This is a genomic window from Mycobacterium gallinarum, assembly GCF_010726765.1.
Classification (GTDB): Bacteria; Actinomycetota; Actinomycetes; order Mycobacteriales; family Mycobacteriaceae; genus Mycobacterium; species Mycobacterium gallinarum.
Window position 1 is genome coordinate 3,730,588 of sequence record NZ_AP022601.1, and the last position, 12,847, is coordinate 3,743,434.

The following is a 12,847-nucleotide window of genomic DNA, read 5'->3' on the forward strand; positions in this document are numbered from 1 at the left end:
TCACAGAGAAATCCCACGTGCACGGCTGTTTTGCACTGTCAGTGCCGCGACCGCACCAGACTCGTTGATCGCCAGATGCGCCAGCATCGGGCCGATCAGGCTGCCCGAGCGCTCGTACAGCCAGCCGAACACCCAGCCGGCCAGTCCGGTGACCAGCACGGTGGGAACGACGGGCTCTCCGGTCCTGCGGGCATCGGCGATGTGCGAGAACCCGAAGGTCGCGGCCTGCAGGAACCGGCCGCCGGTGGTCCCGAACGCCTGCGCGGCGACGGTGCCCAGCGCACCGCGGAAGGCAGCCTCCTCCGACCACACCGTGCCCAACGGGATACCGAGCAGGAGCCAACGGAGCGCACCGTCGGGCAGGTCCCGGTCGGCCATCTCCTGCCGCACCCGCGGCAACGCCGTCGCCGCCGCGACACCGAGCACGACAGGGGCGGCAGCGCCGAGGCCGAACCGCAGACCCGAGCCCGGATGCCGGAAGCCGACGGGCGCGCGCGTCAGGGCGACCAGTGCGGCGCCGACGAGGGCGTGCGCGGCGGGGTGCCAGCGCGACGGCAACCGCGGCGCCACCAGGCTCCACCCCACGAGGAGGGCCGCCAGGCCCAGCGCTTCTACCGCCGAACGTTGCCTGGTGCGCACTAGTATTCGGGACCGTCTTCGGCTTCGGTCTTCTGGAGTGCGATGCGAATCCGCTGGGTGTCCTCTCGTGTCCAGCCGTCCGGCGGCGCGACGGCAGCCCAGCCGTCGAGCACAAAGTCGCCGTAGTTGTGCCCGTGCCCGGCCGGGACCGATCCGGCGTTGGTCATGTCGACGGCGACCTGCCAGAACGTGATGATCGGATACCACCGCATCGACGCCGTGCGGTCACGGCCCGGGGGTTCCCGCAGCCAGTCGGGCCTGCTGAAAAGGAGATCCTCCGACCACCACACGACTGGATCCGACGGGTGCTGCATGAACAGCACACGCGTTCCCTCCCAGGGTTTTTCCCCTTCAGTGGCGATCTGTTGGGCATCGGTGGCCTCGGAGAACCGTACTGTCCGGCCGTTGTCGTAGCGCGGCCGGACCTCCGGGGTACCCGGATCGCGGCGCTCGGTGATCGCGCTCCACAGCGGACTCGCGTTCGGCGGGCCGACCCACAGCACCGACGAGAAGCCCATTTCGGCGATGTCGGGTAACCACGCGAACGCGCCCTGGCCGGCCATCGAGCCGAGGCTTTCGCCGTAGAGCACAAGCTTCGGCCTCCGGTCCGGTGGCAGCTTCGCCCAGCGTTCGTGAATGGCGCCGATCATCATGCGGCCGGATTCCATGGACTTCTGCTGGTCGCCCAGGAACGAGATCCAGCTCGGCAGATACGAATACTGCGAGCCGACCAGCGCAGTGTCGCCGTTGTACATCATTTCCAACGACCGTGCGGCGACCGGGTTGATCCACCCGGTGCCGGTGGTCGGGATGATCACCAGCAGCTTGCGCTCGAACGCTCCGGTGCGCTCCAGTTCGCTGAGCAACACCGCCATTCGCTGTTCGTCGGTGTCGGCGGTCTGCAGGCCGACGTAGGCGCGGATGGGCTCCTTGGCGGGCCGACCGTTGAGTTCGGTCAGCTCGGCGGCGTCGGGTCCGGTCGCGACGAAGTTGCGGCCCTGATACCCGAGGGTGTCCCATGGCGCGAAAGAGTCTGGGCTGCCCGACTTTTCGGGTTCCAGCGGCTGAACAATCCCGGGCCGCGTGGTGAAGTTCTGCGGCTGGAACACCTGGTTCGACGCGGTGAGAAACCCACGCACGAGGACACCGTTGATCAGCGTGATCGTCAGCACGACGACGATCGCGGTACCGATGAACAAGGCCACCTCGTCGTTGAGTCGCCAGCGCCGGATGAAGAACCGCGCCATCGATTTGATCACGTCGATCAGCACCCGGGTCGCGCCCACGCACGCACCGCCTGCAAGCACCGCGATGATCAGTGTCCGCAGGTATCCGAGCGTCGTCGGCCCTTCGATACCCACCACCGCCGACACCTGGCGCTGCCACTGGGCGGCCGGGATCAGCATCAGTACACTCGTCGCGATCGCCAGCACCACCGTCGCGGTCTTGAACACGTACTGCACCCGCTTGGGCGGCGGCCAACCCTTGCGTCGGCGAATCACGAAGCGGCGGAACAACCTCCAGCCGAATACGCCGATGCCGTAGCCGATGGCCGCATTCAGCCCGCCGATGAGACCCTGGAACAGCCAGTCTCTCGGCAACAGCGAGGGCGTCAGGGACAGACAGAAAAACAGTGCACCAAAAGCGATTCCCACGAAGTCGAGCCGGACCAGGCGCCATGCCCAGACATAGAAGGGGTGTCGTTCGCGGGTCTGCGCAATCACCCGAACAACCCGGGAAGCACGCCCTCCGACGTGCTTCGCAGGTCCTCCAGACTGGCGGTGAACAGGCCCTGCACCTCGACAGCGGCCTCTCCCGCGCGGGGTCCGGGGTCCACGACACCGATGCGGGTGGCCGGTAGTCCGCGCGCCTCACACATGGCCACGAACCGGCTCTCCTCGGTCCGCGGCACGGCCACCAGCACCCGGCCCGTCGACTCTGAGAAGAGGAATGTGAAGGGACCTGTGCCTTCCTGAAAGTCCTCGGGAACGACGATGCGGCAACCGGTTTCGCCGGTCAGCGCGGCCTCGACGACGGCCTGGATGAGCCCGCCCTCGGACAGATCGTGCGCTGCCGACACCAGCCCGTCACGCGATGCCGCGGCCAACACGTCGGCCAGCAGCATCTCTCGGTCCAGGTCGACCTTCGGCGGCAGCCCGCCCAGGTGGTCGCCGGTGACCTGCGCCCAGATCGAGCCGTCGAACTCGTCGCGGGTGTCGCCGAGCAGGATCAGGGTTTCGCCGGGTTCGGTGCCTAGTCCGGTCGGGATGCGACGCTTCACGTCGTCGATGACGCCGAGCACACCGACAACCGGGGTCGGCAGGATTGCCGTGGTCCCGGTCTGGTTGTAGAAGCTGACGTTGCCGCCGGTGACCGGAATGCCCAGCTTCGCAGCGCCATCGGCGAGTCCGCGGACTGCCTGGCTGAACTGCCACATGACTCCCGGATCCTCCGGGGAGCCGAAGTTGAGGCAGTTGGTGACCGCCACCGGTGTGGCGCCGGTGACCGCGACGTTGCGGTACGCCTCGGCCAGCGCGAGTTGCGCGCCGGTGTACGGGTCGAGCGCGGTGTAACGGCCCGACGCGTCGGTCGAGATCGCGATGCCGCGGCCGGATGCCTCGTCGACGCGCAGCACTCCGCCGTCGGCGTTCTCGGCGAGGACGGTGTTGCCGCGAACGTAGCGGTCGTACTGCTCGGTGATGTAGGCCCGGCTGCACAGATGCGGACTGCCAAGCATCGCGAAGAGCGTCGCGCGCAGCTCGTCGCCGGTGGTCGGCCGTGGCAGTTTCGCAGAGGTGTCGGCGTTCAGCGCGTCCTGGGTGCCGGGACGCTCGACGGGGCGCTCGTAGACAGGTCCCTCGTGGGCGACCGTGCGCGGCGGGACGTCGACCACGGTTTCGCCGTGCCAGGTGATTTCGAGGCGGTCCCCGTCGGTGACTTCACCGATGACGGTCGCCAGCACGTCCCACTTGCGGCAGACCGCCATGAACGCGTCGACGTTTTCGGGTGTGACAACCGCGCACATCCGCTCCTGGGACTCGCTCGACAGGATCTCCGCGGGTGTCATGTTCGCCGCGCGCAGCGGAACGGTGTCCAGTTCGATCCGCATACCGCCGTCACCGGCTGATGCGAGTTCCGATGTGGCACAGGACAATCCGGCGCCACCTAAGTCCTGGATGCCGACCACTAGATCGGCGGCGTACAACTCGAGGCAACACTCGATGAGGACCTTTTCCATGAATGGATCGCCCACCTGCACCGAGGGCAGCTTCTTGCGCCCCGCCGCGCCGCTCTCGTCGCCGCCGAACGTGTCCGACGCCAGCACGGACACGCCGCCGATGCCGTCGAGCCCGGTGCGCGCACCGAACAGGATGATCTTGTTGCCGGTCCCCGAGGCGAACGCCAGATGCAGGTCCTCCTTCCGGAGCACCCCCACGCACAGGGCGTTCACCAACGGGTTGCCCGCGTAGGAGGCGTCGAACACGGTCTCACCGCCGATGTTCGGCAGGCCCAGCGAGTTGCCGTACCCGCCGATGCCGCGCACGACCCCATCGACGACGCGGCGGGTGTCCATCGCGTCGGCCGCGCCGAATCGCAGCTGGTCCATCACCGCCACCGGGCGCGCGCCCATGGCCATGATGTCGCGCACGATACCGCCGACCCCGGTGGCCGCGCCCTGATAGGGCTCGATGTAGGACGGGTGGTTGTGGGACTCCACCTTGAATGTGGCCGCCCACCCGTCGCCGATGTCCACGACGCCGGCGTTCTCGCCGATGCCGGCGAGCAATCCGGCACGCATCGCCTCGGTGGTCGTCTCACCGAAATAGCGCAGGTGCACCTTCGACGACTTGTAGGAGCAGTGTTCGCTCCACATCACCGAGTACATCGCCAGCTCAGCGTCAGTGGGCCGACGGCCGAGGATCTCGCGGATCCGCTGGTACTCGTCGTCCTTGAGGCCCAGCTCGCGGTGCGGCTGGGGCTGGTCGGGTGTGGCGGTGGCGTGGTCGACGGTGTCTACAAGATTCAAGCCGTGGGTTAGCTCCGACGTCACCCGGCCAGTCTAGTTTGCGAGCCGGCGGAAACGCCGTCAGCCGCCCGCGACGCAGAAGGCGTTGCCTTCGGGGTCGGCCATCACGACCCAATCGAACTCCGGCCCGAAGCTGTTCCGCGCCGTCTCGCGCGCGCCCAGGCCGATCAGCCGCGCCACCTCGGCCTCCTTGTCGGCGGCGTGGAAGTCCAGGTGGACCTTGTTCTTGCCCGGTGTCGGATCGGGCACGCGCTGAAAGCCCAGAGCCGGCCGGCCTTCGTGGGTGACCATGACGAATTCACCTGGTGCAACGGCATTTACGTCGCCTCCCGCGGCGCGCGCCCACCAGTCGGCGAGGGCGTCAGGGTCGGCGCAGTCGAACGTGATCATCTCCACCTTGAGTGCCATGGGGCTGACCCTAGAGCAGCCGGGCGACAAGGGCGCTTACGTCTGGCGTAATTGAGCGGCGCCGCGTTCGGCCGCACGCTTGGTCCATGACCGAGACCCAAACCCAACCGAAGTTCAGTTCCGAGATGTGGGCCGCGTTCTGGGCGGCACCCGACGAATCGCGCATCGGCGACATCCTGGCCGACGACATCGTCGGCTACTGGCAGGGGGAGCCGAAGCCGGTGCACGGTCGCGAGGCCTACACCTCGAAGATCGTCGAGCTCATCACCGCCGTACCCGACCTGCGGCTGGAGCTGCTGGACAGCGCGACCGTCGACGGCGGCGCCCCCGGCGAGCAGCTGGTGTACCTGCACTACGTCGGCAAGGGCACCGGGCCCGAGGGTCCGATCGCGATCCGCGGGCTGGACAGGGTCCGCGCCCGCGACGGCGTGGTCGTGGAGAACGTCATCCGCTACGACCTGGTGGCGGCTGAGTAGGTTCCGAAGATGGCAACGTCAGCCTGACGGCGCCGGCATGGATATATATGCTCGGAGCGGCCGTCAGGGTGACATTGCGATCGGCCCACCCGCTATGACATGACGCGAATGGTCAGCCCGGCGACAAAAACGCTTGCAGCGCAGCGGCGTACGCCGCGACGTCGTGGGCGCCCATCACTTCACGTGCCGAATGCATGGCCAACTGCGCGGCACCCACGTCGACTGTCGGGATGCCGGTGCGCGCCGACGTCATCGGTCCGATCGTGGAACCGCACGGCAGATCGGCTCGATGTTCGTAGCGCTGCAACGGCACATCGGCCTGAGCGCACGCGAGTGCGAACGCCGCCGCGGTCCGCCCGTCGGTCGCGTAGCGCAGGTTCGGCTGCACCTTGAGGACGGGTCCCGCGTTGACCTCGATGAGGTGGCCGGGTTCGTGACGTTCGGGGTAGTTCGGGTGCGTGGCATGGGCCATGTCGCCCGACGCCACCACGGAGTCCGGCATCCGGCGCAGGAATTCCTCGCGACCACCACCGGCGGCCAGCGTGATGCGTTCCAACACGGTGAGCAGCAGCTCGGATTGGGCACCGTGGTCGGACTGCGAGCCGACCTCTTCGTGATCGAACAGCGCCAGCACGGGCACGTGGCCGCGCGGCTCGGCCGCGAGGAAGCCCTCGAGACCGGCGTAGCAGGTCGCCTGGTTGTCCAGCCGCGGCGCGCTGAGAAGTTCGTTTCCGGCACCGGCGAGGGTCGACGGGGTGAGGTCGTGGGTCATCAGGTCCGCGCCAAGGACGTCGGACACGGCGACGCCGGCGCGGTCGGCGACGTAGCCGAGGAAGGACCGGGTCCCACTGCCGACGCCCCACACGGCGTTGACGTGACGTTGTGGGTCCAGCGACACCGATTTGCGGTCCTCGGCGAGATGGATGGCCAGCTGCGGTACGCGCAAGATGGGCTCGTCGATGCGGATCAGGTGATGCTCGATCGCGTCGCCGGCGCGGACGGACAGCCGTCCGCTGATGCCGAGGTCACGGTCCAGCCAAGAGTTGAGCCACGCCCCGCCGTACGGCTGCAGCGCGACGACCTGCCAGCCCGAGACGAAGCGGTCGGGATGCTGTTTGACGCGCAGATTCGGGCTGTCGGTGTGGCCGCCGACGATCCGGAACGGCGCCGACGGGCCGTTCTCGGCCTTCCAGGCGACCAACGAACCCGCCCGCAGTGTGAAGAACCGGCCCTCGGCTTGCCAGGCATCGCCTTCGTCCAGCTCGGCGAAGCCGGCGGCGCGCAATCGGTCGGCCGCCGTCTCGCAGACATGGAACGGCGACGGCGAAGCGTCGATGAACTCACACAGGCCCTGCGGACTTGCCGACATGGTTGTTCATCTTCTCCGATCATCGCCGCCGATCTTGAATTAGGGTTCCTAAGGTGCCCGCACCACTGCCGCAGCCGGTCACGGCGCCACTCACACCTGCGGCCATCTTCCTGGTGTTGACCATCGACGACGGCGGCGAGGCGGCCGTGCACGACGGGCTCGCAGATATCGCCGGGCTGGTGCGTGCGGTCGGTTTCCGCGACCCCGACAAGCACCTGTCGGTGGTGACGTCGATCGGCTCGCACGCTTGGGACCGGCTCTTCTCGGGGCCGCGGCCCGCGGAGTTGACCCCCTTCATCGAGTTGTCCGGCCCACGTCATCACGCGCCGTCAACGCCAGGGGACCTGCTGTTGCACATCAAGGCCATGTCGATGGACATGTGTTTCGAGTTGGCGGGCCGGATCGTCAAGGCGTTGGGCGCTGTCGCCGTCGTCGACGAGACGCACGGATTCCGCTTCTTCGACAACCGCGATCTACTTGGGTTCGTCGACGGCACCGAGAACCCCGAGGGTCCACTTGCGGTGTCCGCCACCGAGATCGGCGACGAGGATCCCGATTTCGCCGGCGGCTGCTATGTGCACGTGCAGAAGTACGTACACGACATGTCGTCGTGGGATTCGTTGTCGGTCACCGAGCAGGAACTGGTGATCGGACGCAGCAAGCTCGAGGACATCGAGATGGCCGACGACGTCAAGCCCTCGAACTCGCACATTGCACTGAATGTCATCGAGGGCGAGGACGGCACCGAACTGAAGATCGTGCGTCACAACATGCCGTTCGGTGAGATCGGAAAAGACCAGTACGGTACGTACTTCATCGGTTACTCGCGAACGGCCGCGGTGACCGAGCAGATGCTTTCCAACATGTTCCTCGGTGATCCGCCGGGCAACACCGATCACATCCTGGAGTTTTCCACCGCCATCACCGGTGGGAAGTTCTTCACGCCGATCGTCGATTTTCTCAATGACCCTCCTCCGCTTCCGGCTTCGGAGGCATCACAAGACGTGCCCGCCGCTGCCGGCGTGCCCGTCAGGGACGGCTCGTTGGGCATCGGAAGCCTGAAAGGAACCCGTTGATGAACAACCTGTATCGCGAACTCGCTCCGGTCACCGACGCCGCCTGGGACGAAATCGAGCTGGAGGCGACGCGAACGTTCAAACGGCATGTCGCCGGACGGCGCGTCGTCGATGTCAGCGAGCCGGGAGGCCCGGTGACGGCGGCGGTCAGCACCGGCCACCTCCGCGATGTGTCCCCGCCGGGCGAGGGAGTGGTGGCGCACCTGCGGGAGAGCAAGCCGCTGGTGCGCCTGCGGGTGCCGTTCACGTTGAGCCGCAACGCGATCGACGATGTCGAGCGTGGCTCGCAGGACTCGGATTGGGATCCGGTCAAGGAGGCTGCGAAGAGACTGGCCTTCGTCGAGGACCGGGCGATCTTCGAGGGTTACGGGGCAGCGTCCATCGAGGGAATCAGGGCCTGCAGCAACAATCCTGCGCTGGCGCTGCCGAGCGACGTCCGCGAGATCCCGGACGTCATTTCCCAGGCGCTGACCGAGCTGCGGCTGGCCGGCGTCGACGGGCCGTATTCGGTGCTGCTATCGGCCGACGTCTACACCGAGGTCAGCGAGACGACCGAGCACGGCTATCCGATTCGCGAGCACCTCAACCGGCTGGTGGACGGCGAGATCATCTGGGCGCCCGCCATCGATGGCGCGTTTGTATTGTCGACGCGCGGTGGCGATTTCGACCTGCAGCTGGGGACCGACGTGTGCATCGGCTACCTGTCGCACAACGCGGAATCCGTCGAGCTGTATCTGCAGGAGACGCTGACATTCCTCTGCTACACCGCAGAAGCGTCTGTGGCGCTGACGAAGTAGCTAGGCCAGGCTCCGCGCGAGACGCTCGACCGCTCGGCCGTCGGTGAGTTCATCGCGCGATTCTGGATGCTCCCAATAGAACCGGATCAGTTCTCGCAATGCCGTGCCGTCCGGCGTCATCCCACCGGCCGCAATCGTCGGCGTGCTGTCGTCGGACATCACGAACACTATGGGACCCGACGTGGACTTCTTTCCGCCAGGAATCTGATCTGTCACGTCCTTCACCTGAAGCCAGTCGCCGGACTCGGACCGCCAGCCCTCCTCCAGAACGAATCCTGCGGGTGTCAGACGCAGATACTTCGTGCAGCCGCGCCGCAGGTTTCGCCACACGTGCGGCGCTGCGATCAACAACAGCACGCCAGAGGTGAACGGAAGCGAGTACCGCATGGCCGCCGGTACCGGAATGGTCACCATCCCGGCGGGCGCGAAAATCGTGTAAATCGCACTGGCGATAACGGCGAGTCCGAACCCGATCTGAATGGGGAGGTCAACTGCGCGGTCGGGCCGGAAGGTGGTTCCTGCGTCATCGACGTCGACCCGTGGTGCCACGTTTCCGGGAACAACCGCGAACATCGGAATTATCAAGCCGAAGCAGAACGCCGAGACTCCCAGCGTCACAAATGCATTGAGTACCTCGCCGCGGAGAACGAAAAGCACGGTCCACGCTGCGCTGAAGACGCCGAAACCACCGAAGAACAGCCCACCCAGGATTGCGGTCGAAAGCTTCATCAGCGGCACACGATATTGCCGATGACGCCGCCGAGATAACCGAACGTCCATCCGCCGACTATGTCGCCGCCGGCAGCAGCCCAGGGTGCAAACTGCGGGCCGGCGGTCCCGCTCACCAGTCCCGCCGCCAGCGCCCCGGTCGCCATTCCGCCCGCAACTCCGGCACCACCCGAAATCGCAGCGACGCAGGCGTCTTCGAACGTCTTTGCTGTCACCGTGTCATACAGCGCCATCGCCACCCCGAGCGTCGGGCCGCCGTACTTGCCGACCTTGCCCAGGTTCTCCACGGATTGCGGTGAGAGCATCGGAATTCCGCGTTCGGCCTGCAGCTCGAGACCGGTGAATGCTCCGCCGACGGTCGTCAGCGCCGGGTGGGCGAAGAACTCGTCGGGCAGGACGCCGTGGCGGCCATCGGCCGTCGTCACACCGCCGGTGCACTTGCCGTCCGCGGTCCGCGTCATCGTGATCTCAGTGCCGTTGGCGAATCTGATGGACGTGAACATTGTTCCGTCATAGTTCGTCTTGTCTTGCGAGAACGTGCTCGACACCTCGTGTCCGTTCTTGTCGTAGTAGGTGTCCTCGACGCACGGCAGCGCTTCGTTCCACTCGTGGATTTCATGCCTGCCGCCGTCCATCATCAGCAGCGTCCTACGCACCTGACCGTCGTCAGTGACCCACTCCTTGCTCTCCCGAACGGTCTGCACGGTGTCGTTGTCGCGGAAGAGATCCTGCTGCATCAGGCCGTTGAGATCCGTCGGGTTGGGAACTCGGTCACTGGGAGGGACCGTACCTGTGCCGGGGAACAGGCTGCCAAGATCATCGGGACTTGGCACCGAGAATCCGAAATTCTCTGCAGCGGAATGCACCTGGGCCGCAGTGGAGTGGTCGGCGGCGCCGACGGCATTCAGCAATCGATTGATCTCGGCCTGCTCGGTCTTGGCCGCAGCCTGCAGGCTGGCCGCCTTCTCCGCCGACACGCGGGCCGGTTTGATGAGCACCACCCACATGTCGTTGACACAGAGTTCGCCACGATCGACTTCGTCGGCGTGATTCAGCAGCGCGGTACGAGCGGCGCTGATTGCGACCGCGCCCTTCGACAGCGCGGCCGCAACGCCTTCGGTGTAATGGCTGAACGTCGAACTGGCATCCGTTGCACGGTGAAACATCGCCGCCGCGGCGGCATGCGCGGGCCCGACCCATGCGCGGACCTCGGACATGCGGTCGCAGCCGTCGTCCAGGTTGCGCACCGCGCTGTACACCGCGAGGCCCGCGTCGCTGAGTGCCGATGAGCCATGCTCAGCCGCGTCGGGATTCCAGCTCTGCAGCTGCGATCGTGACGGGAGCACGGGTCAGAACAGCCCGTCGAACGCGCCAGCGAGGGCGCTGTCTTCCACCTCGTACAAGTCGCCGGCGCCACGAACCGCCGCACCCATCTTCGTGATGTTCGTCGCGATGTCGTTGGCCTGCTGCGCGACGTGCTCACCCACGAGGCGCATGGCGCATTGCGTGGAGGACCCTCCAAGCCCGTCGGCAGCCGTCGTCGCCTTGTGTCCGACGTCGGTGGTCAATATGGCGCCAGACTCCGTATTCACCTGCGCAGCAAACGCGCGCAATACTTCAGGATCGACTAACACGTTCTTGAAGGTAACACCGGTCACCGGACCGTCAGCGCACCAGTTTCAGCAGGCCGCTACGCGGCCAACACCTGGTCCAGAGCGGAGTAGAACAGGCCGAGACCGTCGTCGGACGGGCCGGTCAGCGCCTCGGTGGCGTGTTCAGGGTGCGGCATCAGACCGACGACCCGGCCGTTGGCCGACGCGATCCCGGCGATGTTGCGCATCGAACCATTCGGGTTCTCGCGGTAGCGGAAGACGACCCGACCCTCGCCCTCGAGCTTGTCGAGCACGTCCTCGCTGGCAACGTATCGGCCCTCCCCCGACTTCAGCGGCACCAGCAGGTCGGCACCCAGCTCGTACCGCGACGTCCACGCCGTCGTATTCGATGCCACCTCGAGCCAGAGGTCGCGGCACACGAAATGCAGACCGGCGTTGCGGGTCAGCGCACCGGGAAGCAACCCGGCCTCGCACAAGATCTGAAATCCGTTGCAAATACCCAATACCGGGAGACCCTGCGCCGCGGCGCGGACGACCTCACCCATCACGGGCGCGAACTTCGCGATCGCACCGGTCCGCAGATAGTCGCCGTAGGAGAAGCCTCCGGGCACCACCACGGCGTCCACCTTCTTGAGGTCGGCGTCGGCGTGCCAGAGACTCACGGACTCCGCACCGGCGAGCCGGACCGCCCGTGCCGCGTCGACGTCGTCGAGCGTGCCGGGGAAGGTGATCACGCCCACTCGGGCCGTCACGCCCCGTCCCCCGCCGGTTCCCGGCTCACGCTCCAGTCCTCGATGACGGTGTTGGCCAACAGCGACTCGGCGATCTCGGCGAGCGTGTCGTCGTCGATGCTGTCATCGACTTCAAGCTCAAACCGCTTGCCTTGCCGCACATCTGAGACCGCGCCGAAGCCGAGACGACCCAGCGCGCCGACGATCGCCTGCCCCTGGGGGTCGAGGATCTCGGCCTTCGGCATCACATGCACTACCACCCTTGCCACGGCGACCACTCTACCTGCGGGTTCTGCCGGGCCGCCTCACCGGCACGATCCGATGTACGCATCGCACAGCGGGGCCGCCATCGCGTCGAACACCTGCGCGTCCGGCGCGGCTGACCAGGGCACGAGCGGCGGCAGCGTCGACCACATGGCCAATTCGACGACGGTGCTGCTGGACGCGTGGGCGAACAGGTACTGGTGCACCACCCGTTGACCGGGGACACTGATCACCGCGGCCAGCCGAAACGGATCGCTCGTCGTGATCGACGGGGAAGCGAGCGGGGCGGTGACCTGGCAGTCCCGCAGCCGCGCTCTGGCCAGATCCAGGGTCTGCGTGGCCGTCGGCCCGAACTGCGCGGTGGGGCCACGCCAGTGAATGACCTGCACCCGTAGCTGCCACTGGCCGGGCGGATTCGTCACCGTCGCCCGCGCGGCCACCGCATAGTCCCTGGCATCGCCGGTCAGCGGAGGCGACGCGCACATTTCTTCGAAGGTGAACCTAGGTGCGGGCGCTCTGACGGCGAGTCCGGCCAGGGCGGGCCAGTGATAGATCTCGTCGAGCGGTACGGCGGTGGGCGCGATCCACGCCGAATCGGGAATGGAGTCGCAGATCGGCGGGCAGATGCCGGGCACTGCGGAGGCGGTCGCCGGGGCGATGGTCAACCCGCACGTCGCGACAGCCAACGCCCACAACAATCGCACGTCTGCGCTACCCC

General features: G+C 66.8%; 14 protein-coding genes. 3 read left to right on the forward strand and 11 right to left on the reverse strand.

Going from position 1 to position 12,847, the window contains the following annotated elements:
- From G6N42_RS18250 to G6N42_RS18265, 4 genes are read right to left on the reverse strand one after another with little or no spacing between them, the layout of a single operon-like run.
- Positions 1 to 639, reverse strand: a complete 639-nt coding sequence (locus tag G6N42_RS18250) for an Rv0804 family intramembrane glutamic endopeptidase (protein WP_163730999.1) — start codon at positions 637 to 639, stop codon at positions 1 to 3.
- Entirely contained in the window at positions 639 to 2,363 is a 1,725-nt protein-coding gene (locus G6N42_RS18255) for an alpha/beta hydrolase (RefSeq protein WP_174262105.1), read from the reverse strand. Before G6N42_RS18255 ends, G6N42_RS18250 begins: the two co-directional genes overlap by 1 nt.
- Positions 2,360 to 4,666: a phosphoribosylformylglycinamidine synthase subunit PurL gene (gene purL, locus G6N42_RS18260; RefSeq protein WP_174262274.1), complete on the reverse strand. Its 2,307-nt coding sequence runs from the start codon at positions 4,664 to 4,666 to the stop codon at positions 2,360 to 2,362. The genes G6N42_RS18255 and purL overlap by 4 nt, the downstream gene beginning before the upstream one ends.
- Before the next feature lie 60 nt (positions 4,667 to 4,726).
- On the reverse strand, positions 4,727 to 5,074 hold the full coding sequence (locus G6N42_RS18265) for a VOC family protein (protein WP_163731005.1): 348 nt from the start codon (positions 5,072 to 5,074) through the stop codon (positions 4,727 to 4,729).
- 86 nt (positions 5,075 to 5,160) lie between these two features.
- Here G6N42_RS18265 and G6N42_RS18270 point away from each other — a divergent pair, with 86 nt between their 5' ends.
- Positions 5,161 to 5,550, forward strand: a complete 390-nt coding sequence (locus G6N42_RS18270; RefSeq protein ID WP_163731008.1) for a nuclear transport factor 2 family protein — start codon at positions 5,161 to 5,163, stop codon at positions 5,548 to 5,550.
- Positions 5,551 to 5,662: 112 nt separating this feature from the next.
- Here the strand turns inward: G6N42_RS18270 and G6N42_RS18275 are convergent, their stop codons facing one another.
- A complete protein-coding gene (locus tag G6N42_RS18275; protein ID WP_163731011.1) occupies positions 5,663 to 6,919 on the reverse strand; it encodes a M18 family aminopeptidase in 1,257 nt (418 codons plus the stop codon).
- Positions 6,920 to 6,972: 53 nt separating this feature from the next.
- On the opposite strand from G6N42_RS18275, the gene G6N42_RS18280 reads away from it, so the two are divergent.
- Positions 6,973 to 7,995 (forward strand): Dyp-type peroxidase, encoded by a 1,023-nt coding sequence (locus tag G6N42_RS18280; RefSeq protein ID WP_163731014.1) that lies wholly within the window; start codon positions 6,973 to 6,975, stop codon positions 7,993 to 7,995.
- A complete protein-coding gene (locus tag G6N42_RS18285) occupies positions 7,995 to 8,792 on the forward strand; it encodes a family 1 encapsulin nanocompartment shell protein (RefSeq protein ID WP_163731017.1) in 798 nt (265 codons plus the stop codon). The genes G6N42_RS18280 and G6N42_RS18285 overlap by 1 nt, the downstream gene beginning before the upstream one ends.
- Here the strand turns inward: G6N42_RS18285 and G6N42_RS18290 are convergent, their stop codons facing one another.
- The 6 genes from G6N42_RS18290 to G6N42_RS18315 are packed head-to-tail and all read right to left on the reverse strand — an operon-like array spanning position 8,793 to position 12,833.
- Positions 8,793 to 9,521, reverse strand: coding sequence for a hypothetical protein (locus tag G6N42_RS18290; RefSeq protein ID WP_163731022.1), 729 nt, complete (start codon positions 9,519 to 9,521; stop codon positions 8,793 to 8,795).
- On the reverse strand, positions 9,521 to 10,867 hold the full coding sequence (locus tag G6N42_RS18295; RefSeq protein WP_163731025.1) for a hypothetical protein: 1,347 nt from the start codon (positions 10,865 to 10,867) through the stop codon (positions 9,521 to 9,523). The genes G6N42_RS18290 and G6N42_RS18295 overlap by 1 nt, the downstream gene beginning before the upstream one ends.
- A 3-nt stretch (positions 10,868 to 10,870) precedes the next feature.
- Entirely contained in the window at positions 10,871 to 11,155 is a 285-nt protein-coding gene (locus tag G6N42_RS18300) for a type VII secretion target (RefSeq protein WP_163731027.1), read from the reverse strand.
- A gap of 56 nt (positions 11,156 to 11,211) precedes the next feature.
- The gene (purQ, locus tag G6N42_RS18305; protein WP_083127443.1) at positions 11,212 to 11,886 is read right to left on the reverse strand and encodes a phosphoribosylformylglycinamidine synthase subunit PurQ; all 675 of its coding nucleotides are present in this window, start codon (positions 11,884 to 11,886) and stop codon (positions 11,212 to 11,214) included.
- Entirely contained in the window at positions 11,883 to 12,134 is a 252-nt protein-coding gene (purS, locus tag G6N42_RS18310; protein ID WP_163731030.1) for a phosphoribosylformylglycinamidine synthase subunit PurS, read from the reverse strand. The genes purQ and purS overlap by 4 nt, the downstream gene beginning before the upstream one ends.
- 36 nt (positions 12,135 to 12,170) lie before the next feature.
- Complete coding sequence (locus G6N42_RS18315; RefSeq protein WP_163731034.1) at positions 12,171 to 12,833, reverse strand: ATPase; 663 nt, start codon at positions 12,831 to 12,833, stop codon at positions 12,171 to 12,173.
- Positions 12,834 to 12,847: the final 14 nt, after the last annotated feature.